Genomic DNA, 25,665 nt, shown 5'->3' with positions numbered 1-25,665 from the left:
CTCCACCGGACCCAAGGCCCACCGGGAACCAGCCTCACCGAAGGCCGAGCCAAGCCGGAACCGAACCCCACCAAGACCCGAACCACAAAAAAGATGACCGGCCGGCACTCTCCCCCGAATGCCGGCCGGCCACCGCGGGTGGCTCCCCCCTTGAGTTCCCCCCTCAAGTGCCACCCCGGACCCTGATCAGCTCAGGTGATCAGCGCCCGACTCCAAGTTGCCAGACCCGGCCCCCGTCGCGCTAAACACCCGCTAAACCTCGGAGGTCAAGACCTCCAGGGCCGTTCTCACCAGCACCGCCCGAGGTGATCCCACCTGTTCGAACAGCCTCAGCGATTCGGTGAGTTCCGCTTGCGCGGCTACCATTTCCGCTCTCCGCGCCAGCACCGAACCGAGTACCTGCCGCCCGAACGCCTCTTCGAACGGCATCGCCCCCGCGTGGGCCAGGTCGACGCCTTGGCGGGCGTAGTCCTCGGCTTCGCCGAGGCGCCCGAGTTCCACGTACAGCTCCGCGAGGTTGTTCACCGCGAGCACGTAGGCCCGTTCGTCCCCGCTGCGGTGGTAGATCTCCATCGCCTGGAACTGGTGTGCCGCGGCGATTTCCCGTCGTCCCAGCGCTTGTTCGACCTGGGCGATGTTGTTCAGCCCGGTCGCCTGCCCCAGGACGTCCCCTTCGCGTTTGGCCAGGTCGATCGACGCCCAGTGCCGCAGCAGCGCTTCCTCGTGGTCGCCCACCGCCGCCAGTGCGTTCGCCAGCTGTCCCAGCGTCAGCACCTGGTACCGCGGGTCCCCGAGGCCCACCGCGATCCGGTGCGCTCGGCGCGCGTCCGCCAGCGACGAGGCCAGCATGCCGAACCGGACGCTGGTCGCGTTCACCGCGTGCAGCAGCAACAGCTCGCCCAGCTCGTCGCCGCTCACCCGCGCGGACGCCAGCCCGAACCCGGCGAGCGCGACCCATTCGCGCACGACCGTCCTGGCCAGGCAGTAGGTGTGGACCAGCCGCACCAGCTGCCAGACTTGCTTGTGCAGCCCCGTTTCCGCTCCCGCGTGCACCAGGGCCACTATGTTCGGCCACTCCCGGTCGAACCAGGAAAGCGCTTCCGCGGACGTGGCGGGCCGGTCGTAGGAGTACGGCGCCGGGAAGGACAGGCCGTCCTTGCTCGGTCTGATCAACCTCCGGGCGTGGTCGCACGCGGCCAGGTAGTGCTCCATCAACGCCTGGAGCGCCGCCGTGCGCGCGGCCGGGTCTCCGGTCACCTCGCGCACGAACAGCCGGACGAGGTCGTGCAGCACGAACCCGCCCGACCACGGCTGTTCCAGCAGGTGCGCGTCGGCCAGGTCGGACAGCCGGGAGCCCGCGGTGGGCACGTCGGTGTCGCAGATCGCGGCCACGGCGTGCGGGCTGACCCAGCGCCCCGGCACGAGTCCCGCGGCGCGCAGCGCGCCCGCCAGCTCCGGCGCCAGCGACCGGTAGGAGACCTCCAGCGCCCGGCGGACGCCGATCTCGGGCAGCTCCAGCGTCCGGAGCCGGTTGCTGTCGTCGGACAGCTCGGCTACCAGCTCGTCGATCGTCCACTCCGGACTCATCGCGAGCCGGGCCGCGGCGATGCGCAGCGCCAGCGGCAGGTACCCGCACAGCTCGACGAGCATCCCGGCGGACACCGGGTCGTACTTCGAGATCGGTTCGCCGACGACCTCGTCGACCAGGTCGATCGACTCGGCCTCGCTGAGCCTGCCCAGGGTGAGCAGCCGGGCGCTGTTGCTCACGACCAGGCCCTCGAGCTTGCGCCTGCTGGTGATCAGCACCACCGACCCGGCGCCGGGCGGCAGCAGCAGCCGGACGTGGTCGGGGTCCCACGCGTCGTCGAGCACGACCAGCACCCGGCGGCGGGCCAGCAGCGAGCGGTAGAGGCCGACCCGGTCGGGCAGGTCGTCGGGCACGGCGTCGGAGGGCACGCCGAGGGCGTGCAGGAACCTGGCCAGCACCTCGGTGGGCTCGACGGGCCTGCGGTCGCCCTCGAAGCCGTGCAGCGGGGCGAACAGCAGACCGCCGGGGAACAGCTCGGCGCGCCGGTGCCCCCAGGTGACGGCCAGCTCGGTCTTGCCGATGCCGGGCGCGCCGTCGATCAGCGCGATGGTGGTCGCCATGAGGTCGCGCTGCTCGCACAGCCGGTCCAGCCAGGCCAGCTCGGCGCCGCGACCGATGAACCCGCTGGCCGCGGCGGGCAGCTGCTGCGGGACGACCACGCCGGGGCGCGGCTCCTGGGAGCGGCGGTCGGCGGCGCCGGGGTCGCTGAGCACCGGGTCGTCGCGCAGCACCCGTTCGTGCAGCAGCCGCAGGTCGGGGCCGGGGTCGATGCCGAGCTCCTCGACGGCCCGCCGGTGGAACCGCTGGTAGGCCTCCAGGGCGTCGGCGCGCTGGCCGGACCGGTAGAGGGCGCGCATGGAGTGGGCGACGAGCCGTTCGCGGAACGGGTACTCGGTGACCAGCTGGCGCAGCTCGCCGACCAGCTCCAGGTGGCGGCCGAGCTCCAGCTCGGCCTCGATGCGCTCCTCCAACGCCGACATGCGCAGCTCGTCGAGGTCGGTGGTGATCGGGTTGCCGGGCACGTCGGCGAGCACCTGGCCGCGCCACAGGCCCAGGGCCTCGCGCAGCAGACCGGCCCGCATCGCGGCGGGCTTGCCCCGCGCCGAGGAGATCAGCTGACGGGCCCGGTGCAGGTCCAGGCGCCACGGGTCGATCTCCAGCTGGTAGCCGGGCGGGCTGGTCAGGATCGAGGCGGACCCGGTCGGGTCGGCCTCCTCCAGCAGCTTGCGGAGCTTCGACACGTACCCGTGCACGATCGTGCGGGCGGTCGCGGGCGGGTCCTCGGCCCAGATCCGGTCGACGATCTCGTCGATGGGCACGACCCGGTTCGCGTCCAGCACGAGCATGGCGAGCAGCCCGCGCATCCCCTTGCGCCCGAGGACCACGGGACGACCGTCGGCGAGCACCTGCAGCGGGCCGAGCACGCCGAACTCCAGACCGGTCCGGCCGCGGGCGCCGGGTGCGCCGTGGTCGCCCTCAGCCATGCCCACCTCCCGCGTTCCGTGTTCGACCGGTCACTGGGTCAGGTGTCGCCACGCCTGCGTCAGATACCTGCCGGACGAACTTGGTTCGGGAACGCCCGTCGCGATCAACGATCGGCGCCGGGACGACTAGGGTTCTGGACTCACGACCGGCAAAGCAGGAGGGCATGTGCCGCGCGACCCTTTGGCGGTGGTCGACCGTGGAGCCGCGTGCCTGCTCGGAGGTGCGCTCGGCGACGCGTTGGGCGCACCGGTGCAGTACCTGGGCTGGGCCGACATCCAGCGCGACCACGGCCCGGAGGGCGTGATCGCGCCACCCCGGCCCGCCCTGGTCACCGACGACACGCAGCTCACCCTGTTCACCGCGGACGGGTACCTGCGGGCGTACGTGCACGGTCGCAAGACCGGCGCCTGGGAGCCCATCGAGACCGTCTGGCACAGCTACCGGCGGTGGCTGGTCACCCAGCAGATCGCCGCGCCCGAACCCGGAGCGGTCGGGCTGCTGGCCAACGAGCGGCTGTACTCCAGCCGCTCCCCCGGCCTGACGTGCCTGCGGGCGCTGGCCGCGGACGTGCCGCCGACACCTGAGGCACCGCACAACGAGTCGTCGGGCTGCAACGGGGTCACCCGCACCGCGCCCGCCGGGTTCGCGCCGAGCGCGGCCATCGCCTACGACCTGGGCTGCCGGTTCGCCGCGCTGACCCACGGCGGCACCGGCGGGTGGGTGTCCGGCGGCGCTATGGCGCTGCTGATCCACCTGCTCGCGGTGCGCGGCCGCCCGGTGCGCGAAGCGGTGGACCAGGTGATCGGCCGGGTGCTGCGCGACGACCCGTACACCGCGAACGCGCTGAACCGGGCCGTCGTGTTCGCCGAGGAACACCGCGAACTGGGCCTGGACTCGGTGCGGGTCGACCGGCTCGGCAGCGGGTGGACCGGGCCCGAGGCGCTGGCGATAGCCGTCCACACAGTCCTGGTCTACCCGCGCAAGTCCGAGTTCGTGGACGCGCTGCGAGCCGCGGCGAACCACTCCGGCGGCAGTGACGCGACGGCGGCGTTGACCGGGAACATCCTGGGAGCTCTGCACGGAACCGCTGTGCTGCCAAGGGATTGGCTCGTCGGGCTGGAGCTGGTGGATGAGTTGACGGAGCTGGGGCGGGACCTGGGGAGGTCGGCGTCGGGGGAGGAGTTCGACGAGTCGCGGTACTTGTGAGGGGGTCCGGGCGTCTGGTCCGGTGACTGGTTCCGTGTCCGGTTCGGTGTCCGGTTCGGAGGTCTGGAAAGGCGTCCGGATAGGAGGACGGCCCCGCGCACAAGTTCCCGAATACGAGTGCGCGGGGCCGGCCTTCCACGGGTTGGTCCACAGCAGTTCGGGTCTCACCCCGAGCGCGAAACCCGACTTGCTCTTGATCAACATCCGTGGAGGGGAGCAGAACTCCCTTGCACAGCAAGATAGCAGAGGCATGTGCGTACCGTCACCCCCGGTCGACGCTCCGATGTGAGGGGTGTCCGGTTTGGAGGCTTGGGAGTGGTGGGGGGCAAGGGGAAGAGGGAAGCCGGTGGGTTGTGGGCAACCGCGCGAAGCCCGGCCCCCGGCGCGCGATTGTCTCAATGCCCGACCTTCGTTGTCAAGACGATAAAGCTGTCTTGACAACGAAGGTCGGGCAGGAGGGCGCTGTGGATCGGGGGCAGAGGGGGAGTCTGGCTTCGCCAGCATCGAGCTGCGCTCGACACTGCATCCTCGGCTTCGCCGTCGGACAAGGCATCCGCGCTTCGCGGCGGACAAGGCATCGGCTGGCGCCGACGAGGCCCCAGGCGCTCCGCGCCGGATGCGCGCTGGCGGGCTGCGCCCAACGGGGGTGGGGTGGCTGCTCGCTTCGCATCGGGGGGATTAGGTGGCGATGGGTAGGCCTGGGGTGCGGAAGACGTGGCGGGATGAGTTGATGGCGAAGACTTCGCAGTTCGGTTGGGTGGCGGCCCAGGTGATGCCTTCGGTGCCCATGGCGAAGGCGGCGGTGGCGACGGCGTCGGCGGTGATGAGGTCGTTGGCGGTGATGGTGATGCTGAGGAGGTCGCGGGCTGGTTGGCCGGTGCGGCCGTCGATGATGTGGTTGCCTCGTTCGTAGTTCGCCGTGGTGGCCACGGCGCCGTTGCGGAGGGCCAGTACCGCGCAGAGCTGGTCGGCGTGGTCGGGGTGGCGGACGCCGACCCGCCAGGGGAGGCCGGGTTCGGGTTCGCCTGAGGTGACGACGTCGCCGCCGGCGTTGACGCAGAAGCGGCGGGCGCCCGCGTCCTGGAGGATGGTGGCGGCGCCTTGGACGGCCCAGCCCTTGACGATGGCGCAGGGGTCGAAGGCGTGGTCGGGTAGGCGGGTGGTGAAGGCGCCGCCGGTGCTGCGCTCGTAGTGGTCGCAGAGGTCGATGACGTGGGCGAGCTCGTCGCTCAACTCCTCGGGCGCCAGTTCCGCGCGGCCGTGGCGGGAGACCTCGCTGTCGAAGCGGAACGGGCTGAAGCGGAGGTCGACCTCCTGGAGCCAGGCGAACGCGCGGTCGACCGCGTGGCGGGTCCGCTCGTCGCCGTCGCGCAGGTCCACCGAGACGGGCAGCCCCATGACCTGTTCGACCCTGCGCAGACCGGTGAGCACGGCTAGTTCCCCTTGGCGTCGATGGCGGCCTGGAGCGACTTCACGTAGCCCTCGCTGGTCTGGGTCGCGCCGGACACGCTGTCGATGTCGGCGCTGCCCGCCTTGAGGGTCTCCTGGATCAGCAGCGGGGCGGCCATCTTGGTGGGGCCGGTGTTGGGCTGCTTCAGGAACTTGACGGCGGTGATCTTGTCGCCGGTGAAGGTGACCTGCACCTGGACGTCGCCGTGGACGGTCTTGACCACCGGACCGTTGACCGTCTTCACGGCGGCGCTCGTGGTCGGCTTCCTGGTCGTCGTGGTGGGCGGAGCCGTGGTGCCGTAACCGGAGTCGGCGGGCTTGGACGTGGTGGTCGTGGGCGGTTCGGTACTGGTCTGCGTCTGCGCCTCCGGCACGATGCCGACGTCGGCGGCGACCTCGGTGGTCTCCGTCGCCGTCGGGTCGTACAGCCAGAGCGGGACGAGCCCGGCGATCGACAGCACGACGAGCGGGATGGCCCTGTGGATCCTCATGTCGTCCTTCCTCAACCGGCCATGCTGAAGCGTTCGGCGTGCACCTGCTGCTTGGGGACCTTCAACTCGCGGAGGCTGGTCATCACCGCGTCGGTCATGGCGGGCGGGCCGCAGACGAACACGTCGCGGTCGCGGATGTCGGGCACCATCGCGGCGAGGCTGTGCGGGGCGAGCAGGGGCCCGCGGGGCGTGGGGGCGGCGGACGGGCCGGTGAGCAGGTGCAGGACCGCGCCGCGGACGAGCGCGAGGTGCCGCAGCTCGTTCAGGAGCACGGCGTCGCGCGGGTCGCGGACCCGGTAGAGCACGACCGCGTGGCCGTGCAGCTCCTCCAGCAGCGCCCGGATCGGCGTGACGCCGACACCACCCGCGACCAGCACCGCGTTGGGCTTGGTGCGGTGCATCGCGGTGAACGCGCCGTAGGGACCTTCGGCGAACACGCGGGTGCCGACCTTGAGGTACCGCAGGCTCGCGCTGCCCTCACCGGCGGCCTTCGCGGTCAACCGCAGCGAACGCCCGTCCGGGGCGGCGGACAGCGAGAACGGGTTGGCCTTGTACCAGCGGTCGCGGGTCAGGAAGCGCCACAGGAAGAACTGGCCCGCCCGTGCGGGCATCCGGTGCAGGTCGCGGCCGGTGATGTAGATCGACACCACGTTGTCCGCCTCCGGCACGACGGCGGCGACCCGCAGCTGGTGGCGCAGGTTGCGGTAGAGCGGCAGCCCGAACCGGCCGACCACGACGGAGCCGAGCGCGAACGTCCACAGGCCCCACCAGTACGCCGTGGCGGGCTCGGAGGTGTTGAACGTCGAGCCCGCGGCGATCTGGTGGGTGAACGCCAGCACCACCGCGACGTAGGCGTAGAAGTGGATGAAGTGCCAGGTCTCGTAGGCCATCCGGCGCCGCGCGTACCGGGCGGACACGCCGCCGATCACGATGATCAGGAACAGCGCCACGACCGCCCGCAGCACGCCCTCGACGGTGGTGGCCAGGTCCACGAGCTCGGTCACCGGGGGCAGGTCGGCGAGCTGCGCGTGGCCCAGCGTGATGAACACCGCGTGCGAGAGCAGCAGCCAGAGCAGGGTGAACCCGGTCCAGCGGTGCCAGGTGGTCAGCCGGTCCATGCCGAGCCGCCGGTCGAACCAGGGCAGCCGGGCGACCAGGATGAACTGGAACGCCATCACCAGCGTGCCGTACAGGCCGGTGACCCGGCCCATGAGGATCAGCGCGTTGGTGCCGAAGCCGCTCTGGCCGAAGAAGTAGGTGACCACGGCGACGTTCGCGGCCATCAGCGCGTACAGGCCGGTGCGGGCGACGACCTTCGGACTCGCACCGCCCGCTTGGGCGGGCGCCCGGTCGACGGGGATCTGGACGGTGGTCACGGGGCGGTCTCCTCTTGGCCGTTCGTCTGGTCCGTAGCTTCCGTGGCCCAGCTGAGCGCCGACTGAGCGAACGCTGTCGACTAGCTGTTGATCGGCGTGGAGGTGTCCGATCGCCTCGCTCCCGGTGGAGCGGTGCCTCACCATGTGCACGTGGACAAGGCCGATTCGGTTCGATTGCTCGTCGTCGACGACGAGCCGCACATCGCAGACCTGGTCGCGACGGTCGCCCGCTACGAGGGGTGGAACGCCGTTACCGCGGGCAGCGGCGAGGCCGCGCTCAAGGAAGCGGCCGACTTCCACCCCGACATCGTGGTGCTCGACCTGATGCTCCCGGACCTCGACGGGTTCTCCGTCCTCGACCGGCTCCGGGAGGCCGGCACGATGGTCCCCGTGGTCTTCCTCACCGCGCGCGACGGCACCGCCGACCGGGTCGCGGGCCTCACCAGGGGCGGCGACGACTACCTGGTGAAACCGTTCTCGGTCGAGGAGCTGATGGCCAGGCTGCGCGCCGTCCTGCGCCGCAGCACCGGTCCCGCGTGGCAGCGGTCGGTGCTGAAGGTCGCGGACCTGGCGCTGGACGAGGACACCCGCGAGGTGCGCCGCGGCACCAGGCTGATCACGCTCACGCCCACCGAGTACGAGCTGCTGCGCTACCTGATGCGCCGCTCCCCCGCGGTGCTGACCAAGGCGCAGATCCTCGACCACGTGTGGGAGTACGACTTCGGCGGCCGCTCCAACGTGGTGGAGCTGGTCGTGTCGCACCTGCGGCGCAAGCTCGACGACGGCGAGGAGCCGTTGATCCACACCATCCGCGGCGTCGGCTACGTGCTCCGGCAGGCCTCTTCGTGAGAGACCGGTTCCGCCTCGGCAGGCTCCGCCTCGGCACCCGGCTGGTGCTCGGCCTCGGCGCGCTGGCGCTGGTCGTGTTCGCCGCCGTGGGCACGGTCATGGCCACCAGCATGCGGAGCTACCTGGACGGCAAGCTCGACGAGCAGATGCGGGCCACCCAGCTCGCCGAGACCGAGACGGTCAAGGCCTACGGCAACGTGAAGAAGGTGCCGCAGGGCTGGTACTCGATGGTCTTCACGGTGCACGGCGAGGCCGTCGACGTGAAGAACGGCGACCAGCCCAAGGACCTGGAGGACGTGAGCGAGGTCGCGCGGGACGTCAACGGCGGCGAGCTCTACCGGACCGTGCACCTCGACGGCGAGGGCACCTACCGGGTCCGCGCCTGCGCCGTCGTCGACGACCTCGTGCTGGTCAGCGCCGCCCCCACCGGTGACCGCGACAGCATCCTGCGCCAGCTGATCAGCCTGGAGGTCGTGGTCTTCCTGGCTGCGCTGGTGGCGTTCGTGCTGATCGGACGGGGTGTGCTGCGGCGCGGGCTGCGGCCGTTGAGCGACATGGCCGACACCGCGCACACCATCTCCACCCGCGACCTGACCGACACCGGGCGGCTGCCCGTGCGCGCGTCCGGCGAGGGCGGCGGCGTGGAGGTCGAGGAGCTGCGGACGGCGTTCAACACGATGCTGGACCACATCGACTCGTCGCTGGCCGCTCGCACCGCCGCCGAGCAGCGGCTGCGCCGGTTCGTCGCGGACGCCTCGCACGAGCTGCGCACCCCGCTCACGTCGCTGCGCGGGTACGCCGACCTGTTCCGCTACGCGGCCGCGAACGAGCCCGCCGAACGGGAGGCGCACCTGGAGCGGATGCGCGACGAGGCGGCCAGGATGAGCGTGCTGCTCGACGACCTGCTGCTGCTCGCCCGGCTGGACTCCGCCGAGGTGGAGGCACCGCTGCGGGTGCGCGAGGTCGACCTCGTCGAGCTGGCCGAGGACGCCGCCAGCGCGTTCGCCGCCGCCTACCCGGACCACCCGCTGACGAAGGACCTCGGCGCGGGGCCGGTGCGGCTGCGGGCGGACCCGATGCGGCTGCGGCAGGTGATCGACAACCTGCTCACCAACGCCGCCGTGCACACCCCCGCGGGGACGGAGGTGGGGCTGCGCGTGTTCCCCACCGGTGTGGCGGTGACCGACTCCGGGCCGGGCATCCCCGAAGGCGACCGGGGGCGGATCTTCGACCGGTTCTACCGGGTGGACAACTCCCGCGCCCGCAACCGGGGCGGCAGCGGGCTCGGGCTCGCCGTCGTGCAGTCCCTGGTCACCGCCCACGGCGGGACCGTCGAGGTCGACAGCGAGCCCGGCCGCACCGCGTTCACGATCCGGCTGCCGGCGTAGACCGGCGGACTGGGCGTCGCTAGACCGCGTGCGAGGGCGCCCAGAGGTCGATGCCGGACTCGACGGCGTGCTTGTCGATCTCGGCGACCTCGTCCTCGGTCAGCGGCGGCGCGTCCAGCGCGGCCACGTTGTCCTCCAGCTGCTTCACCGAGCTGGCCCCGATCAGCGCCGACGTGACCCGCGGGTCGCGCAGCGCCCACGTGAGCGCGAGCTGGGCGAGCGACTGGCCCCGTGAGGACGCGATCCCGTTGAGCGCGCGCACGCGGGCCAGGTTCTCGTCGGACAGCAGGTCCGTCGACAGCGACTTGCCCTGCGTCGCCCGCGAGCCCTCCGGCACGCCGTCGAGGTACTTGTCCGTCAGCATGCCCTGGCCCAGCGGCGAGAACGCGATGCAGCCCGCGCCGACCTCCTCCAGCGCGTCCAGCAGGTCCGGCTCGATCCAGCGGTTCAGCATCGAGTACGACGGCTGGTGGATCAGCAGCGGCACACCCGCCTGGCGCAGCAGCTCGGCCGCCTCGCGGGTCTTGGTCGCCGAGTACGACGAGATCCCGACGTAGAGCGCCTTGCCCTGCTGCACCGCGCTCACCAGAGCGCCGACGGTCTCCTCCAGCGGCGTCTCCGGGTCGAACCGGTGCGAGTAGAAGATGTCGACGTAGTCGAGCCCCATCCGCCCGAGCGACTGGTCCAACGACGCCAGCAGGTACTTGCGCGACCCGTGGTCCCCGTACGGGCCGGGCCACATGTCGTAGCCCGCCTTCGTCGAGATCACCAGCTCGTCCCGGTACGGCTTCAGGTCGTCGACCACCAGCCGCCCGAAGTTCGTCTCCGCCGAGCCGTAGGGCGGCCCGTAGTTGTTCGCCAGGTCGAAGTGCGTGATGCCCAGGTCGAACGCCCGCCGCACGATCGCCCGCCCGAGCTCGTAGGGCCGGTCGTCCCCGAAGTTGTGCCACAGACCCAAGGAGATCGCGGGCAGCTTCAACCCGCTGCGCCCGGACCTGCGGTAGCTCATCCGCTCGTAACGCGACTCTTCCGCCAGGTAAGCCATGCCCCCACGATGTCACGTCCACCCGACCAGGGCAGTCCGGCGGGGGGTGCGACGGCGGCGGGGCCCGGACGCGATCGCGTCCGGGCCCCGCCATCCCCCCATTCCGGACCTGCCAGGCCGGTGTGCGGAATTCCCCCATCTTTCCCGCCACCGGAACCGGCCCGTCCGTCCCCCCGCACCATCGTGGCACCTCCACTGGACCACTTCCATTGGCGTTATCGCCACTGGCGGATCGGCGATTGTCGACTAACCGGCCGACCCGCCCGTCCGCGTGTCGAACTCAGAGCGCATTTTCCACTCCACGTGCGCCACCGCGGCACCCACTCTGGAAGCGACGCCGAGTTTCAGGATTATCCGGCTCACGTGGGCCCGGACGGTGCGCTCGCGTATTCCTAGCTCATTGGCTATCTCGCGGTCGGTCTTGTCCTTGGCGACAACCGCGAGCACTTCGTGTTCGCGTTTGCTGAGCGACTCGAAGATGTGCACCACTCCCCCTCACAGGCCGTTGCCGCGGACCCAAGACGCGGGTCGGGTCACTCCGACCACTTCTCCAGGCCGATCACGGCGGGCGCGGCCCCCTGGCTCTCGACGACCAGCCCGCCGTCCGACGGCGGCCGCCCGGTGCGGGGCGCCCTCGCGGTCCAGCGACCGACGTTCGTGCACCAAGACGCGGCGAGCCCGGCCGACAACGCGCAGACGAGCATGATCGCCAGCACCTGCGTCCCGGCCGCCCACCCGCTCGTGGCGATCACCAGCACGGCGGCCAGGGCGGTGGTCACCAGGACGTAGACCACGGCCAGTACCCACCGCAGGAGCTCGGCGGGCGAGCCCGCCGGACCGCCCGACCTCTCGACGATCTCGTCGGCCAGCCACCGCAGCGAATCCGCGGTCTCGGGCCGGTCGGCTTTTCCGTCCGCGCTTTCCAGGACGGTCGGGTGGTCAACCCCGGTATCGGCCGACGACCGGTTCTCCGATTCGACCTCGCGCAGGTCCGTCCACAGCAGAACGACCTTCCGCACCTGGTTCTCGGGTAGCCGACAACCGACGAGGAACGCTTTCACCTGTTCGACCTTCGTCGGCAGGGCGGTGTTCTTCTTGTTGTCGACGAACCGGTAGGCGGTGCTGCGCGGGATGTTCGACCGGATGGCTATCTGCGCGGGCGAGAAACCCGACCGGAGTTGGACGAGCCGGAGCACGGAGATGAATTCCCGCGGTGTGGTGGCGCGCAGTTCGCGGTCCTCCACCGGCATCGCGGGCGGTTCCCCGTCCGCCTGCTCGTGGGTCCTGGACGAGATCGGCACGACGTTCGACGCCGGTGTCCCGGACCTCGCGCGCCGCCACTCGCCGTGCAGCTGGGCGACCGCCGCCTTGTCCGCGCCGCACACCTCGAGGATCCGCCGGTAGAGCGCCCACTCGCCCACCCGCCCCTGCACCGCGTCGCGCACCACGTGCGCGGGCTGCCCGCAGTCCCTCGCGACCTCCGTGACGGCGAGGCCGGACCGCCTGATCCGGGAGCGCACGGCCCCGAGGAAGACCTCGGCGGGTAACCGCCGCTCGCCGTCGACCGGACGCGGTGACGTCATGGCCGTCACACCCCCCTGAATGCTCGGGTCGGACCCCCCGTGCGGCGAGCCCCCGTCGGCACCTCTCCGGTGGGGGCGCCACCGCGTTCCAGTCACCGACCAGCGGCGCCTGTGCGCTCGCAGTCGGCCCTGCTCACGCGGGACTCATCCATACCACCGTTCTCCCACCTGTTCCACGGTGATCGGCGATCGTCGCTGGTCGGAGCGGCGTCCCACGGCTCGGACGGCCGTCCAACGGCCCCGTCCCACACCGTCCCAGTGCACTCGCGCACGCGAAGACCGCGGCGGGCGCTCCGGCGCCTCGGACAGCAGGACAGGGAACGTCTTCCCAGCTCGGAGCCGATCCCACGGCGTCCAACGGGTTGTCGCGGCACCGCCGAGGCACTAGTGCGGGGCACGGGGCGACCGACTTCCGCGAACCCCGTCCCCAGCCGTTGGGAGGCTGGATGCAACGAACGGGGTCACTTCCGCATTAGGGGTGCGCAATCGAGGTCGGGTCGACGATCGGGAGTGGCCGATGGAGTTCGCTGAATACGTGGCAAGGCAGCGTCCCGCGCTGATGCGGTTCGCCACGGTCCTGACCTGCCGGACATGGCTGGCCGAGGACCTGGTGAGCGACGTGCTGGGCCGGGCGTTCGAGCGCTGGGAACGGATCTCGGGGATGGCCGAGCCGAACGCCTACGTGCGGCGGATGGTCGTCAACGAGTACCTGTCGTGGCGCAGAAGGCTGAGCCGCACGTCCCTGCGCGCCGCGATCGAGCCGGTGGTCGTCTCCGACGGCGCGGACGAGCGGGCCGAGCGGGACGCGATGGTCCGCCGCCTGGCAGGCCTGCCCAGGAAGCAGCGCGCGGCCGTGGTCCTGCGCTACTACGCGGGCCTGTCCGACAGGGAGATCGCCGCACAGCTGGGCTGCCGGGAACCGACGGTGCGCAGCCAGATCCACCGCGCGCTCAAAGTTCTGCGCGTCGACCTCACCGCCAGCGCCCCCGACTTCCAGGAGACCTCATGAACGACCTGCGCACCCTCCACGACGCCTTCGCCGAGCTGGAGCGGCGCGCCGACGCCGCGGCCAGGGGCACGGCTCCGGTCGTGCGGCCGTGGCGGGCCATGCGGCTGGTCCCCGTCGCGGCCTCCGTCGTCGCGGTGGCGGGCCTGGTCGCGGGTGCGGTGTGGCTGGCGCCGGGCGACTCCGGCACGCACGTCGCCGGCCCGCCGAGCGCCTCGTCGACGACCACGACGCGCAGTCCGGTCCCCCACTCGCCGGATGACCTGATCGCCCGGTTCAGGGTGGTGCTCGGCGACACCGCGACGTTCGAGGTGACCCGGAAGGACATCTTGGCGAACACTCCCGCGCCCTCGGACAACCGCCCGGAACCGCCGCCGGAGCCAGGATCGGTCGTGTCGCTCTCGCCGCTGTCGCCGGAGGTCGCGGACGACACCACCCACGCGGCGGTCAGCGGGACCCTGACCTCCGCGGGCGTCACCGGGAGCTTCGTCCTGATGATCCGCCCCGGCGATTCCGCGTCCGGCATGTGGTGCGGCTTTCCCCGCATCGACTGCGACGTCAGCACGCTGCCCGACGGCTCCCGGCTGGCGACCGGGACCGCGCAGCGGGCTCCCGGCGCGGCGTCGTACCTGGCGTCCCTCCAGCGGACCGACGGGACGGTGGTCGTCATCCAGATCAGCAACCAGGGGGACCCCTCGGGTGCTGAGATCAACTCGCCGGGCGGTGAGGTCTACGCGCCGCGGCCGCCGCTGACCCTCGACCAGCTGAAGGCGATCGTCACTTCCGACAAGTGGTGACGAGGTCCGCGGTGGCCCGCACGCGGTGCCACCAGGACGCATGAGACCCGGACTGAGACCCGTCCGGATCACCGATCCGTCCCTGGCCAGCGAACCCGCTGGTCAGGGGTGGAGCCGGTGAGGGGACTTGAACCCCTAACCTTTCGCTTACAAGGCGAGTGCTCTGCCAATTGAGCTACACCGGCTTGGCCTGGAGACCTGGGACATCCTAAGCGCCCGCAGTGGGTGCCACCTGCGGCGAACGGTGTGGTCCAAGTGCGTGTCGACTGGTCCGAATGGAGCCTTCGTCCCGTCCGGAGCAGTGGGCGGCAAACGTGAAACCGCTGCACAGAGCACCTGACCAAGACCACTACATGATCAACTCTGCGTGACCGGTTCCCCCTGCCTGGGTAACCCGTTCAGGGGTGGCGGACAACACAAGCGGAAGTGTGCGCCGGTCGGCGTGGCGGCCTGTTGGGTCGGGATGACAACCAGAGGAGGTGGCTCCGGGTGAGCCTGGGTCGCGCACGGCCGTCTTGGCTGCGCCGCAGTCCGAAGACCGGCATCGACCAGCGGAAACCACCGGCGGCGGTGTTCGGTCCCGCGCCGTTGGACGAGCCGACCGTGCACCTGGTGCTCGACCTGGCGCTGCGGGTGGGCGAGGCGCAGCTGGCGAGCGGGGTGGGGGCGGCCGACGTGACGGCCACGATCATCGACGTGACGGCCGCGTATGGCCTTCCCCACACCGAGGTGGACGTGACGTTCACCGCGATCACGGTCTGCTGCCACCGGGGTACCGAGGCGGCGCCGATCACCACGTTGCGGGTGGTGCGGTCGCGCAGCCTGGACTTCACGCGACTGGCCGAGCTGGAGCTGCTGATCGGCCGGATGAAGGGCGGCACGATCACGCCGCGCGACGCCTACGGGGAGCTGGACCGGATCACCACAGCGCCGCACCCGTACCCGCGCTGGGTCGCCACGGCGGCGTGGGCGGGGATGGCGGCGGGGGTCGCTGTGCTGGTCGGCGGCGGGCTGCTGCTGGCGTTGACGGCGGCGTTCGTGACGGCCGTGCTGGACCGGGTCGGCCGGGTGCTGAACCGGCGGAACCTGCCGTTCTTCTTCCAGCAGGTGGTCGGCGGCGGGCTGGCCACCGGTGCCGCGCTGGTCATGTACGCCACGGACCTGCTGCCGAGCGTGCGGCCGTCGATGCTGGTCGCGGTCGGGATCGTGGTGCTGCTGTCCGGGCTGTCGCTGGTGAGCACGGTGCAGGACGCGATCAGCGGCTACAACGTGACCGCGGCGGGCCGGACGGTGGAGATCGGGCTGCTCACGGCGGGCCTGATCTCCGGCATCGCGCTGGCGCTGCGGGCCGGTGTGCAGTTCGGGATCCAGACGTCGATCGCGGAGCCGCTGCCCGCGCTGATCACCGACGTGCCGGTGCAGTTCGCCGCGGGCGCCGCGACCTCGTTCTGCTTCGCGATGGCGAGCTACGCGCAGCCCAGGGCGCTGCTGGTCGCGGCCGTCGCGGGCGCGGTCGGCACGACGTCGTACGGGCTGCTGGCGGTCACCGGGACGAACGCGATCACCAGCTCCGCGGTCGCGGCCGCGCTGGTCGGCTTCGGCGGCGCGGTCCTGTCCCGGCGGCTGCGGATCCCGACGCTGGTCGTGTCCGTCGCGGGGATAGGGCCGCTGCTGCCCGGCTGGACGATCTACCGCGGCCTCTACCAGCTCACCGCCGACGGCGACTCCGCCGGTCTGTCCACGCTCGTGCTGGCGACCGGCATCGCGCTCGCGCTGGCGGGCGGCGTGGTCCTCGGCGAGCACCTCGCCCGTCCGGTCCGCAGCGGGCTGAGCCGCCTCGAACGCCGGTTCGTGACGACCCGCACTTCGTCGACTCGGGTGAACTCGGTGTGACAGGTGCTACGCGGGGGCATTCCCCGAGGTACCAGCCCTCTACCCTCAAGCTGGGCGAACCGAATACAGGAGGCGCTTTTCCGGTGAGCAGCATTGGCGAGAACGGTGCGGACTTCCTGGTCGTCGCGAACCGCCTGCCGGTAGACCTGGAACGGATGCCCGACGGCACCGAACGCTGGAAGCACAGCCCCGGTGGCCTGGTCAGCGCGCTCGAACCGTTCCTGCGGACGCACAGCGGGGCGTGGATCGGCTGGCCCGGCGTGGCCGACGCGGAGGTCGACGCGTTCGAGGAGGGCGGCCTCCAGCTGCACCCGGTCCGGCTCAGCGCCGACGAGGTCCAGGACTACTACGAGGGCTTCTCCAACGGCACCCTCTGGCCGCTCTACCACGACGTGGTGGCGCCCCCGGCGTTCCACCGGCACTGGTGGAACGCCTACACGCGGGTCAACCAGCGCTTCGCCGACGCGACCGCGAAGGTCGCCGCGCAGGGCGCGACGGTGTGGGTGCAGGACTACCAGCTGCAGCTGGTCCCGGCGATGCTGCGCGAGCAGCGGCCCGACCTGAAGATCGGCTTCTTCCTGCACATCCCGTTCCCGCCGGTCGAGCTGTTCATGCAGCTCCCGTGGCGCACGGAGATCATCCGCGGGCTGCTGGGCGCGGACCTGGTCGGCTTCCACCGGCCCGGCGGCGCGCAGAACTTCCTCTGGCTGGCCCGCCGCCTGGTCGGCCTGGAGCCCAGCCGCGGCGCGGTCGGCGTGCGCACCCGGCCCGGTGTCGTGCAGGTCGGCGACCGCACGGTCCGCGTGGGCGCGTTCCCGATCTCGATCGACTCGGCGGGCCTGGACGCGCTCGCGCGGCGCAAGGACGTGCAGGCGCGCGCCAAGCAGCTCCGCGAAGACCTCGGGAACCCGAAGAAGATCCTGCTGGGCGTGGACCGGCTCGACTACACCAAGGGCATCGACGTCCGGCTGAAGGCGCTGCACGAGCTGCTGGAGGACGGCCGGATCGACCCGGAGGACGTGGCGATGGTGCAGCTGGCCACGCCGAGCCGCGAGCGGGTCGAGCACTACAAGACGATGCGCGGCGACATCGAGCAGATCGTGGGCCGGATCAACGGCGAGTTCGCGCGGGTCGGCCGCCCGGTCGTGCACTACCTGCACCAGTCGGTGAACCGGGAGGAGCTGGCCGCGTTCATGAGCGCCGCGGACGTCATGGTGGTGACGCCGGTCCGCGACGGCATGAACCTGGTGTGCAAGGAGTACGTGGCAACCAGGTACGACCTCGGTGGCGCGCTGGTGCTCAGCGAGTTCGCGGGAGCGGCCTCGGAGCTGACCAGCGCCTACCTGGTGAACCCCCACGACCTGGACGGTGTCAAGAACGCTTTGGAGTCCGCCCTCACCATCGACCCCGCCGAAGGTCGCCGTAGGATGCGCGCCCTGCGGCGCCAAGTCCTCACGCACGACGTCGACCGCTGGGCGCGGTCGTTCCTTGAAGCCCTAGGCACGCAGACCGCGATCTGAATCATTTCAGACCCCCTGACCTGTCCCATCTAAAAAAGAGGAGGGGCGTTGACCGCCGAGGCCCTCCCCGCGGACCTGCGCCGAGCGATCGTGCAGCTGGCTCGCACCCCACGACTGCTGGTGGCGTGCGACTACGACGGGACACTTGCACCGATCGTCGCCGACCCCGAACAGGCCCGCCCGCTGACCGAGTCGGTGGGCGCGCTGCGCTCGCTGGCCGGACTCCACGAGACCACCACAACCGTCATCTCCGGCCGCGCCCTGCGGGACCTCGCGACGCTCTCGCGACTCCCGTCCGAGGTGCACCTGGTCGGATCCCACGGCTCCGAGTTCGACGTCGGCTTCGTGCACGCGCTCGACGCCGACGCCAAGGCCCTGCACCGCAGGCTCGAGGCCGAGCTGGAGCAGCTGGTCGACGGCAACGAGGGCGTCGGGCTCGAGGTGAAGCCCGCCAGCATCGCGGTGCACGTCCGCCGCGCCGACGCCGCGGTCGGGGAGGCCGTGCTCGAAGCGGTCCGCTCCGGCCCGTGCACCTGGGACGGCGTCCACGTCACCGAGGGCAAGGCCGTCGTCGAGCTCGCCGTCGTGCAGACCGACAAGGGCCACGCGCTCGACGTGCTGCGGCACCGGGTCAGCGCGACCGCCGCGGTGTTCGTCGGCGACGACGTGACCGACGAGAAGGCGTTCGCCCGGCTGTCCGGGCCGGACGTCGGCATCAAGGTCGGCGAGGGCGAGTCCCTGGCCGAGTACACGATCCAGGACACCACCGACGTCGCGACGGTGCTCGCGTTCCTCCTGGAGGAGCGCCGCAACTGGCTGCACGGCGACCAGGCGGTGCCGATCGAGCGGCTGACCATGCTCGCCAACGAGCGGTCCGTCGCGCTGGTCACCCCGGACGCCAGGATCAACTGGCTGTGCCACCCGGAGCCCGACTCGGCCGCGGTGTTCGCGGACCTGCTCGGCGGCCCGGAGGCGGGCCACTTCTCGATCAAGCCCGAGCACGGCTCGCTGCCGCTGGGCCAGCGCTACGTGCCCGGCACCATGATCGTGGAGACCCGGTGGTCCCGACTGCTCGTGTCGGACTACCTGGACCACTTCAGCGCCTCGCACCGCACCGACGTGATCCGGCGGATCAGCGGCTCCACCAACGCCGTGATCACGTTCGCGCCGCGGCCGGAGTTCGGCCAGGTGCCCGTGCGGCTGCTGCGCGAGCGCGAGGGCCTGCGCGTGGTCGGCACGTCCGACCCGATGGTGCTGCGCTCCCCCGGCGTGGACTGGGAGATCACCTCCGACGGCCTCCAGGAGACCGCGCGCGCGGTCGTCCGGCCGCGCGAGGGCGCCCCGATCCTGCTTGAGCTGCGCTGCGGCACCGACGACCTGTCGGACGCCACGATCAGCGAGTCCGACCGCCGTGAGCGGGCGGGCGCGTACTGGTCGGACTGGGCCAAGACGCTGAAGCTGCCGCCGCTGGAGACCGACCTGGTCATGCGGTCGGCGTTGACGCTCAAGGGCCTGGTGCACGCCGACTCCGGCGCGATCATGGCCGCGGCGACCACGTCGCTGCCCGAGGAGCTCGGCGGCATCCGCAACTGGGACTACCGCTACTGCTGGCTGCGCGACGCGGCGCTGACCGCGCAGGCGCTGGTGTCGGTGGGCTCGACCACCGAGGCCGAGGCGTTCCTGGGCTGGGTGCACGGCGTCCTGGCCACGCTGCCCGGCCCGGAGCGGCTGCACCCGCTGTACACGTTGCAGGGCACCATGCTCGGCGCGGAAGCCGTGATCGACACGCTGCCCGGCTACGCCGGTTCCCGCCCGGTCCGCGTGGGCAACCTCGCGAACCAGCAGGTCCAGCTCGACGTCTTCGGCCCCGTGGTCGACCTCGTCGTGAAGCTGGCCGAGGCCCGCGGCGAGGTGACCGACCAGGACTGGCTGATGGTGCAGGCCATGGCCGAGGCCGTCGCCCGCCGCTGGCACGAGCCCGACCACGGCATCTGGGAGGAGCGGCACGCGCCGCGCCACCACGTGTACTCGAAGGTCATGTGCTGGGTCACCATCGACCGCGCGGTCCGGCTGGGCGAGATGTACGGCCGCCCCGTCGACCCGTCGTGGCCGGTGCTGCGCGACACGATCTCCACCGACGTGCTGAAGAACGGGTGGAAGGACGAGGCCCAGTCCTTCACCACCGCCTACGACGACTACGACCTCGACGCGGCCTCGCTGCACGTGGGCCTGTCCGGGCTGATCGACCCGGCCGACGAGCGGTTCCAGTCCACGGTGACGGCGATCGAGGCCGAGCTGCGCAGCGGCTCGACCGTGTACCGCTACCGCCGCGACGACGGCCTGCCCGGCGACGAGGGCGGCTTCCACCTGTGCGCGGCGTGGATGATCGAGTCCTACCTGCTCACCGGCAGGCGCACCGAGGCCGAGGAGCTGTTCGCGCAGATGGTCGACGCGGCGGGCCCCACCGGCCTGCTGCCCGAGGAGTACGACCCGATCGCGGAGCGCTCGCTGGGCAACCACCCGCAGGCCTACAGCCACCTGGGCCTGATCCGCTGCGCCCAGCTGCTGTCCGCGGCCGAGTAGTCCCGAACGGCAAACGCTTGCACCTGAGGCCCTCTCAGCGCCGCTGAGGGGGCCTTGGGCATGTCCGGGCACCTCCGGTGAACCGTTCCGCGCCCAGCGCCGTGTTGGGGGTGCCCAGCCGTGCCGGACGCCAGCGGAGGACACGCCATGAACGACGACAACCGCCACCAGGTCCGCGTGCTCCGGGTCGCACGGGCGTCGCGGTCGGCCACCGGCCGGTCGACGGGTCGGGGGACCTCGCCCAAGGGACGGGCGGACGCCACGCGGAGCCGCTGAACGGTCACCTGCCCTTGTTGAGCCCCAGCACGTCCAGCGCCGTGAACAGGTCCGGTGCCACGAGAGCCCGCACGCCGTCGGGCAGCGGGCCCGCGTCCGGGGGCACGAGTGCCTTGGTGAAGCCGAGGCGGAGGGCTTCGGCGAGGCGTTTGCCGACGCCGTTGACGCGGCGGATCTCACCCGCCAGACCGACCTCGCCGAGCACGACCAGGTCGGCGGGCAGGGCGATCTCGCGTTCGGCGGAGGCCACGGCGAGGACGACGGCGAGGTCGGCGGCGGGCTCGGTGAGCTTCATGCCGCCGACGGTGGCGGTGAACACGTCCTTCTGGAACAGGTTGACCTTGCCGCGCTTCTCCAGCACGGCCAGCGCCATGGCGATCCGCGCGGAGTCCAGGCCGCTCACCGCACGGCGCGGCGCGGGCAGGTTGGTCTTGGTGACGAGCGCCTGGACCTCGCCGAGCATGGGGCGCTTGCCCTCGACGATGACCGTGACGGCCGTGCCCTCGACGGCCTGGTCGCGCCTGCTCAGGAACAGGCCCGACGGGTCGGGGACGCCGACGATGCCGTCGTCGCGCAGCTCGAAGCAGCCCACCTCGTCCGCGGCGCCGTAGCGGTTCTTGATGCCGCGCAGCAGCCGCAGCGTGGAGTGCCGGTCGCCCTCGAACTGCAGCACCACGTCCACCAGGTGCTCCAGCACCCGCGGACCGGCCACGGAGCCGTCCTTGGTCACGTGGCCGACCAGCACGACCGGCAGGTTGCGCTCCTTGGCCAGCGCGATCAGGCCCGCCGCGACCGCGCGCACCTGGCTCACGCCGCCGGAGACGCCGTCGACGTTCATCGACGACATGGTCTGCACCGAGTCGATGATCAGCAGGCTGGGCTTGACCTCGTCGACCTGCCCGAGCACGGCCGACAGGTCGCTCTCGGCCGCCAGGTACATCTCGCCGTGCAGGTTGCCCGTGCGCTCGGCCCGCAGCCGCACCTGGCCCGCCGACTCCTCACCGGTCAGGTAGAGGCTGCGGCCCACCTTCGACGACCACTGGTAGGCCACCTCCAGCAGCAGCGTCGACTTGCCGACACCCGGCTCGCCCGCCATCAGCACCACCGCGCCCGGCACCAGCCCACCGCCGAGCACCCGGTCCAGCTCGTCCACACCGGTCTTCGTCGCCCGCGCCGACTCGATGTCGACCTCGCCGATCGGCCGCGCCCGCGACGTCGGCGCACCCGCCACGATCCGGGCCAGCGGGGTCGACGCGCCGCGCTCCTCCACGCTGCCCCAGGCCTGGCACTCCGAGCACCGGCCGACCCACTTCGCGAACTCGAACCCGCACTCCGCGCAGCGGTACTGGGGACGCGGCGCACGAACCTTGTTTGGCACGCCGCAGACCGTAGAGGACCCCACCGACAGTCCGGAAAGCAGAAGGGGCCCCGCCGGTGGTCGGCGAGGCCCCTCCTGGAGAACTTGTCAGTGCTCGGACTTGCCTTCGGCGCGCGGCTCGGGGTCGGCGCCGATGGGCAGCTCCAACGTGAGCGGGCCCGCCTTCTCGAAGAGGAAGGTCACCTTGGTGGTGTGGCCGGGGCGGAGCTCCTTGGAGAGCTTCTTCAGGGTGATCGTCACCTTGCCGGGCTCGGAGGGCGCCTTCGAGGACGACGGGGCCGCAGACGACGCGCTGGCGGCCGACGAGGACGCGCCCGGCGTGCTGGTGCCGGTGACCGAGGTGCTGCTCGACGACGACTCCGCCGTGGACGACGAGGCGGCCGACGACGAGGACGAGGCCGACGAGGAGCCGGTCGGCGACGACGACGAGGAGCCGGACGGCGTCGAGGTCGTCGTGACCGACGGGTTGGCGCGCGTGCTCGACCGGTCGAGGTCGGCGAACAGCGAGGCGATCGACGTCTGCGGCTCCAGGTCCACGTCGCCGGTCACCTCTGCGGGCGCGGAGGCGATCTCGCTGGTGACCGAGAGGAGCTTGTCGGCGGTGGTGCCGTTGTTCACGACCACCACCACGATCCCGGCGTCGTCGCCCGACTCGTACCACTTGCCGGAGGTCGGGAAGGCGAACTGCGCGTCGCGCACCGCGATGGAGCCGACCTGGCCCGAGGAGCCGTTGACCGCGGCGACCTGGGTGTCGGTCTGCGTGATCTGCCCGGCGCTGCACCCGGCCGCGGCGAGCCCGAGGCCCGTAGCGAGCGCGACCACGACGGCGAGGCGGGACTTCTGCTCTGCGCGACCCACGGTTGCAGGATCCTTCCTGGTGTACCGGCGATAGGGCCCGCCCAGGAACAGGGCCGACCACCAGTGCAGGAGCCTAACCGGCACGCCGTCGGGGGGCGGCACGTGGTGCCCCGGAGGGCGCGTTCGGCCTCATCTGCCATGCGCACGGAGCGCGTCCGACCATAGGTGTTGCACGTGGACACATGGTTTGTCAACCCCCCGCATGGCCCTGACCAGCCATTACCCAACTCCGGAGACCGGTGAGGGGATTGCTCGACGTGTTAGGATGGGGGTAGCGAAAGGGGCAGAGGACACATGGTTTTCAAGGTCGGAGAGACCGTCGTCTACCCGCACCACGGTGCCGCTCTCATCGAAGCAATCGAGACCCGGCTGATCAAGGGCGAGGAGAAGAAGTACCTCGTCCTGAAGGTCGCACAAGGCGATCTTACGGTCCGCGTGCCCGCTGACAACGCCGAGATCGTGGGCGTGCGCGACGTTGTCGGCCAAGAGGGTCTCGACAAAGTCTTCGAGGTCTTGCGTGCTCCCCACACCGAGGAGCCGACCAACTGGTCGCGGCGGTACAAGGCCAATCTTGAGAAGCTCGCGTCTGGCGACGTGAACAAGGTAGCCGAAGTGGTGCGCGATCTCTGGCGGCGCGAGAAGGATCGCGGGTTGTCCGCGGGCGAGAAGCGGATGCTGGCGAAGGCTCGGCAGATACTGGTTAGCGAACTGGCGCTGGCCGAGGGCACCGACGAGGACAAGGCAGAAGTGCTCCTCGACGAGGTCCTCGCTACCGCGTCCTGACCGCACGACCTCCACTCGGACCACGGACATGAGCGTTGTCGCGCTGGTGCCCGCGGCGGGTCGGGGTGAGCGTCTCGGCTACGGCATGGCCAAGGCGCTCGTACCGGTCAACGGGGTTCCGCTTCTGGTTCGTGCCGTGCGCGGCCTGCTCGACGCGGGATGCGTGCAACACGTCGTAGTCGCTGCCCCACCGTCCGATGTGGACACAATGTGCACCGTGACCGCCTCGCTGGCTTCGGCCGGCGGGGCGGTGCACGTGCTTGCGGGCGGTGCCGAGCGCACCGACTCCGTTCGCCTCGCGTTGGAGTACGCCCTCCGCGAGATCCCCGACACCCGGATCGTGCTCGTGCACGACGCCGCGCGCGCCTTCACCCCGGCCGAGGTCATCCGCCGCGTGGTCGAGGCCGTCGAGTCGGGTGAGCCCGCCGTCATCCCGGTGCTGCCGATGGCGGACACCGTGAAGCAGGTCGACGCCGACGGGCGCGTCGTCGCGACCCCCGACCGAGCCGCGCTGCGGGTGGTGCAGACCCCGCAGGGCTTCGCCGCGGACGTCCTGCTCCGGGCGCACGCGTCCGGCGTGCAGGCGACCGACGACGCGGGCCTCGTGGAACTGCTCGGCCTCCCTGTGACGACTGTCGCAGGCCACGCCAACGCGATGAAGATCACGACTCCGTTCGACCTCGCGGTAGCCGAGGCACTGCTCGCAGGAGGATCAGCTTGAGGGTCGGCATCGGCACGGACGTCCACCCGATCGCGGCGGGCCGCGACTGCTGGGTGGCGGGCCTGCTGTGGGAGGGCGTCGACGGCTGCGACGGCCACTCCGACGGCGACGTGGCCGCGCACGCCCTGTGCGACGCGCTGCTGTCCGCCGCGGGCCTCGGCGACCTGGGCGCGGTGTTCGGCACCGGCGACCCGCGCTGGTCCGGCGCGCGCGGCGTCGTGCTGCTCAAGGAGGTCCGCCGGTTGATCGAGGAGGCCGGCTACCAGGTCGGCAACGCCGCCGTGCAGGTCATCGGCAACGCCCCGAAGATCGGCAAGCGCCGCGCCGAGGCCGAGCTGGCCCTGTCCGAGGCCGTGGGCGGCCCGGTGTCGGTGTCCGGCACCACCACGGACGGCCTCGGTCTCACCGGGCGCGGCGAGGGCATCGCCGCCATGGCCACCGCCCTGCTCGTCGTCGCGTGATCCTCAACGACGCCGTCCGCGCCCTGCTGGACGCCCGCAACTACGCCGTCCTGTGCACCACGAACCCGGACGGCAGCCCCCAGTCGTCGGTGCTCTGGGTGGCCCGCGACGGTGACGACCTGCTGTTCTCCACGCTGCGCGACCGCCGCAAGGAGCTCAACCTCCGCCGCGACCCGCGCGCCAGCGTCACCGTGTTCGACCTGGCCGACCCCGAGTCCTACGCCGAGATCCGCGGCACCACCACCATCACCGAGGACGTCGGGCTCGTCGTCGGCCACCGGCTCTCCCGGAAGTACACCGGCCAGGACCACGCGCTGCCCGCCGAGGGCCAGGTGCGGGTCGTGCTGCGCGTCACGCCGACGAAGGTCACCGGCCACGTCGCCTGAGCTCGACCGGTGCACCGCGCCGATCTTGCCTAGCCTGGACGGATGGCTACCCCACTCAGCGACACCGGCCGGGCACTGCTCGACGACAAGAACTTCGCCACCATCGCCACCATCAACCCCGACGGCAGCCCCCAGACCTCCGTCGTGTGGGTCAAGCGCGACGGCGACGACCTCCTCATGTCCACCGTCGAGGGCCGCAAGAAGGACAAGAACCTGCGCCGCGACCCCCGCGTCAGCGTCAGCGTCTTCGACCTCCAGCAGCCCTACAGCTACATCGAGGTCCGCGGCACCGCCACCCTCACCACCGAGGGCGGCCGCGAGCTCATCGACGAGCTCTCCCGCAAGTACCGCGGCGAGGACTACACCGCCGACGGCCCCGACGCCGTCCGCGTCGTCATCCGCCTGACCCCCGAGAAGGTCACCGGCTACGCCTCGTAGCCCTCCACCACCGCGCGCCGCCCGTGGCAGCACGGGCGGGCACGGGAGGGTGACCCCACCCGGATGCCGAAGCGGTCACAAACGCTCCCCACGTTGGTCCAGACC

At 71.5% G+C, this 25,665-nt stretch carries 23 protein-coding genes and 1 tRNA gene; 14 read left to right on the top strand and 10 right to left on the bottom strand.

All coding sequences use genetic code 11. The features are described from left to right. Positions 1-252 precede the first annotated feature (252 nt). The gene (locus CLV43_RS02945; protein ID WP_106185360.1) at positions 253-3,072 is read right to left on the bottom strand and encodes an AfsR/SARP family transcriptional regulator; all 2,820 of its coding nucleotides are present in this window, start codon (positions 3,070-3,072) and stop codon (positions 253-255) included. Between the two features lie 187 nt (positions 3,073-3,259). Here CLV43_RS02945 and CLV43_RS02940 point away from each other — a divergent pair, with 187 nt between their 5' ends. Continuing rightward, positions 3,260-4,279: an ADP-ribosylglycohydrolase family protein gene (locus CLV43_RS02940; protein ID WP_245886092.1), complete on the top strand. Its 1,020-nt coding sequence runs from the start codon at positions 3,260-3,262 to the stop codon at positions 4,277-4,279. A gap of 678 nt (positions 4,280-4,957) precedes the next feature. Here CLV43_RS02940 and CLV43_RS02935 read toward each other — a convergent pair. From CLV43_RS02935 to CLV43_RS02925, 3 genes are read right to left on the bottom strand one after another with little or no spacing between them, the layout of a single operon-like run. Further along, positions 4,958-5,710, bottom strand: coding sequence for an FAD:protein FMN transferase (locus CLV43_RS02935; protein WP_245886091.1), 753 nt, complete (start codon positions 5,708-5,710; stop codon positions 4,958-4,960). 2 nt (positions 5,711-5,712) lie between these two features. After that, a complete protein-coding gene (locus tag CLV43_RS02930; RefSeq protein ID WP_245886090.1) occupies positions 5,713-6,219 on the bottom strand; it encodes an FMN-binding protein in 507 nt (168 codons plus the stop codon). 11 nt (positions 6,220-6,230) lie between these two features. After that, a complete protein-coding gene (locus CLV43_RS02925) occupies positions 6,231-7,595 on the bottom strand; it encodes a ferredoxin reductase family protein (RefSeq protein WP_245886089.1) in 1,365 nt (454 codons plus the stop codon). Between the two features lie 150 nt (positions 7,596-7,745). On the opposite strand from CLV43_RS02925, the gene CLV43_RS02920 reads away from it, so the two are divergent. After that, entirely contained in the window at positions 7,746-8,444 is a 699-nt protein-coding gene (locus CLV43_RS02920; protein ID WP_106185944.1) for a response regulator transcription factor, read from the top strand. Continuing rightward, positions 8,441-9,832, top strand: a complete 1,392-nt coding sequence (locus CLV43_RS02915; protein ID WP_245886088.1) for a sensor histidine kinase — start codon at positions 8,441-8,443, stop codon at positions 9,830-9,832. The genes CLV43_RS02920 and CLV43_RS02915 overlap by 4 nt, the downstream gene beginning before the upstream one ends. A 19-nt stretch (positions 9,833-9,851) precedes the next feature. On the opposite strand, the gene mgrA is transcribed toward CLV43_RS02915, so the two are convergent. From mgrA to CLV43_RS02900, 3 genes are all read right to left on the bottom strand, one after another. Then, the gene (gene mgrA / locus CLV43_RS02910; protein WP_106185358.1) at positions 9,852-10,877 is read right to left on the bottom strand and encodes an L-glyceraldehyde 3-phosphate reductase; all 1,026 of its coding nucleotides are present in this window, start codon (positions 10,875-10,877) and stop codon (positions 9,852-9,854) included. Between the two features lie 246 nt (positions 10,878-11,123). Then, positions 11,124-11,363 (bottom strand): helix-turn-helix domain-containing protein, encoded by a 240-nt coding sequence (locus CLV43_RS02905; protein ID WP_245886087.1) that lies wholly within the window; start codon positions 11,361-11,363, stop codon positions 11,124-11,126. Between the two features lie 47 nt (positions 11,364-11,410). Continuing rightward, positions 11,411-12,460 (bottom strand): helix-turn-helix domain-containing protein, encoded by a 1,050-nt coding sequence (locus tag CLV43_RS02900; protein WP_106185356.1) that lies wholly within the window; start codon positions 12,458-12,460, stop codon positions 11,411-11,413. 517 nt (positions 12,461-12,977) lie between these two features. Here CLV43_RS02900 and CLV43_RS02895 point away from each other — a divergent pair. Together CLV43_RS02895 and CLV43_RS02890 are read left to right on the top strand one after the other, a co-directional pair. Continuing rightward, a complete protein-coding gene (locus CLV43_RS02895; RefSeq protein ID WP_106185355.1) occupies positions 12,978-13,469 on the top strand; it encodes a SigE family RNA polymerase sigma factor in 492 nt (163 codons plus the stop codon). Further along, on the top strand, positions 13,466-14,263 hold the full coding sequence (locus CLV43_RS02890; RefSeq protein ID WP_106185354.1) for a hypothetical protein: 798 nt from the start codon (positions 13,466-13,468) through the stop codon (positions 14,261-14,263). Before CLV43_RS02895 ends, CLV43_RS02890 begins: the two co-directional genes overlap by 4 nt. A gap of 109 nt (positions 14,264-14,372) precedes the next feature. On the opposite strand, the gene CLV43_RS02885 is transcribed toward CLV43_RS02890, so the two are convergent. Continuing rightward, positions 14,373-14,448, bottom strand: a tRNA-Thr gene (locus tag CLV43_RS02885). 304 nt (positions 14,449-14,752) lie between these two features. Between CLV43_RS02885 and CLV43_RS02880 the strand changes: the two genes are divergently transcribed. The 4 genes from CLV43_RS02880 (at position 14,753) to CLV43_RS49955 (ending at position 20,535) form a co-directional block, all read left to right on the top strand. Then, on the top strand, positions 14,753-16,156 hold the full coding sequence (locus CLV43_RS02880; RefSeq protein WP_245886086.1) for a threonine/serine exporter family protein: 1,404 nt from the start codon (positions 14,753-14,755) through the stop codon (positions 16,154-16,156). Positions 16,157-16,239: 83 nt separating this feature from the next. Beyond that, positions 16,240-17,676 carry an alpha,alpha-trehalose-phosphate synthase (UDP-forming) gene (locus CLV43_RS02875; protein ID WP_106185353.1) on the top strand — a complete coding sequence of 479 codons (1,437 nt, stop codon included), beginning with the start codon at positions 16,240-16,242 and terminating at the stop codon, positions 17,674-17,676. 48 nt (positions 17,677-17,724) lie between these two features. Continuing rightward, the gene (otsB, locus tag CLV43_RS02870) at positions 17,725-20,259 is read left to right on the top strand and encodes a trehalose-phosphatase (RefSeq protein ID WP_106185352.1); all 2,535 of its coding nucleotides are present in this window, start codon (positions 17,725-17,727) and stop codon (positions 20,257-20,259) included. 147 nt (positions 20,260-20,406) lie between these two features. Beyond that, entirely contained in the window at positions 20,407-20,535 is a 129-nt protein-coding gene (locus tag CLV43_RS49955) for a hypothetical protein (RefSeq protein WP_281262138.1), read from the top strand. A 4-nt stretch (positions 20,536-20,539) separates the two neighbouring features. On the opposite strand, the gene radA is transcribed toward CLV43_RS49955, so the two are convergent. Continuing rightward, positions 20,540-21,913 carry a DNA repair protein RadA gene (gene radA / locus CLV43_RS02865; protein WP_106185351.1) on the bottom strand — a complete coding sequence of 458 codons (1,374 nt, stop codon included), beginning with the start codon at positions 21,911-21,913 and terminating at the stop codon, positions 20,540-20,542. A gap of 87 nt (positions 21,914-22,000) precedes the next feature. Beyond that, positions 22,001-22,771, bottom strand: a complete 771-nt coding sequence (locus CLV43_RS02860) for a copper chaperone PCu(A)C domain-containing protein (protein WP_106185350.1) — start codon at positions 22,769-22,771, stop codon at positions 22,001-22,003. Between the two features lie 294 nt (positions 22,772-23,065). Between CLV43_RS02860 and CLV43_RS02855 the strand changes: the two genes are divergently transcribed. Genes CLV43_RS02855 through CLV43_RS02835 form a run of 5 tightly spaced genes read left to right on the top strand, consistent with a single transcriptional unit; the run spans position 23,066 to position 25,560 of the window. Then, positions 23,066-23,554: a CarD family transcriptional regulator gene (locus CLV43_RS02855; protein WP_015097852.1), complete on the top strand. Its 489-nt coding sequence runs from the start codon at positions 23,066-23,068 to the stop codon at positions 23,552-23,554. 28 nt (positions 23,555-23,582) lie between these two features. Further along, positions 23,583-24,275: a 2-C-methyl-D-erythritol 4-phosphate cytidylyltransferase gene (gene ispD / locus CLV43_RS02850; protein WP_106185349.1), complete on the top strand. Its 693-nt coding sequence runs from the start codon at positions 23,583-23,585 to the stop codon at positions 24,273-24,275. Further along, positions 24,272-24,736 (top strand): 2-C-methyl-D-erythritol 2,4-cyclodiphosphate synthase, encoded by a 465-nt coding sequence (ispF, locus tag CLV43_RS02845; RefSeq protein WP_106185348.1) that lies wholly within the window; start codon positions 24,272-24,274, stop codon positions 24,734-24,736. Before ispD ends, ispF begins: the two co-directional genes overlap by 4 nt. After that, positions 24,733-25,122: a PPOX class F420-dependent oxidoreductase gene (locus CLV43_RS02840; RefSeq protein ID WP_425445717.1), complete on the top strand. Its 390-nt coding sequence runs from the start codon at positions 24,733-24,735 to the stop codon at positions 25,120-25,122. Before ispF ends, CLV43_RS02840 begins: the two co-directional genes overlap by 4 nt. Positions 25,123-25,164: 42 nt before the next feature. Beyond that, positions 25,165-25,560, top strand: a complete 396-nt coding sequence (locus CLV43_RS02835; RefSeq protein ID WP_106185347.1) for a PPOX class F420-dependent oxidoreductase — start codon at positions 25,165-25,167, stop codon at positions 25,558-25,560. The last annotated feature ends 105 nt before the right edge of the window (positions 25,561-25,665 follow it).

The sequence above is a fragment of the Umezawaea tangerina genome, from assembly GCF_003002815.1.
GTDB classification, from domain to species: Bacteria; Actinomycetota; Actinomycetes; order Mycobacteriales; family Pseudonocardiaceae; genus Umezawaea; species Umezawaea tangerina.
Note: the sequence above shows the minus strand (reverse complement) of the source record. Positions and strands in the feature narration are given on the sequence as shown.

Bases quoted from the DNA above. Each gene is read 5' to 3' on its own strand.
- ispD (WP_106185349.1), top strand. From the start codon at position 23,583: ATGAGCGTTGTCGCGCTGGTGCCCGCGGCGGGTCGGGGTGAGCGTCTC.
- CLV43_RS02900 (WP_106185356.1), bottom strand. From the start codon at position 12,460: ATGACGTCACCGCGTCCGGTCGACGGCGAGCGGCGGTTACCCGCCGAG.
- CLV43_RS49955 (WP_281262138.1), top strand. From the start codon at position 20,407: ATGAACGACGACAACCGCCACCAGGTCCGCGTGCTCCGGGTCGCACGG.
- CLV43_RS02945 (WP_106185360.1), bottom strand. From the start codon at position 3,072: ATGGCTGAGGGCGACCACGGCGCACCCGGCGCCCGCGGCCGGACCGGT.
- CLV43_RS02835 (WP_106185347.1), top strand. From the start codon at position 25,165: ATGGCTACCCCACTCAGCGACACCGGCCGGGCACTGCTCGACGACAAG.
- CLV43_RS02895 (WP_106185355.1), top strand. From the start codon at position 12,978: ATGGAGTTCGCTGAATACGTGGCAAGGCAGCGTCCCGCGCTGATGCGG.
- CLV43_RS02890 (WP_106185354.1), top strand. From the start codon at position 13,466: ATGAACGACCTGCGCACCCTCCACGACGCCTTCGCCGAGCTGGAGCGG.
- CLV43_RS02855 (WP_015097852.1), top strand. From the start codon at position 23,066: ATGGTTTTCAAGGTCGGAGAGACCGTCGTCTACCCGCACCACGGTGCC.
- mgrA (WP_106185358.1), bottom strand. From the start codon at position 10,877: ATGGCTTACCTGGCGGAAGAGTCGCGTTACGAGCGGATGAGCTACCGC.
- CLV43_RS02930 (WP_245886090.1), bottom strand. From the start codon at position 6,219: ATGAGGATCCACAGGGCCATCCCGCTCGTCGTGCTGTCGATCGCCGGG.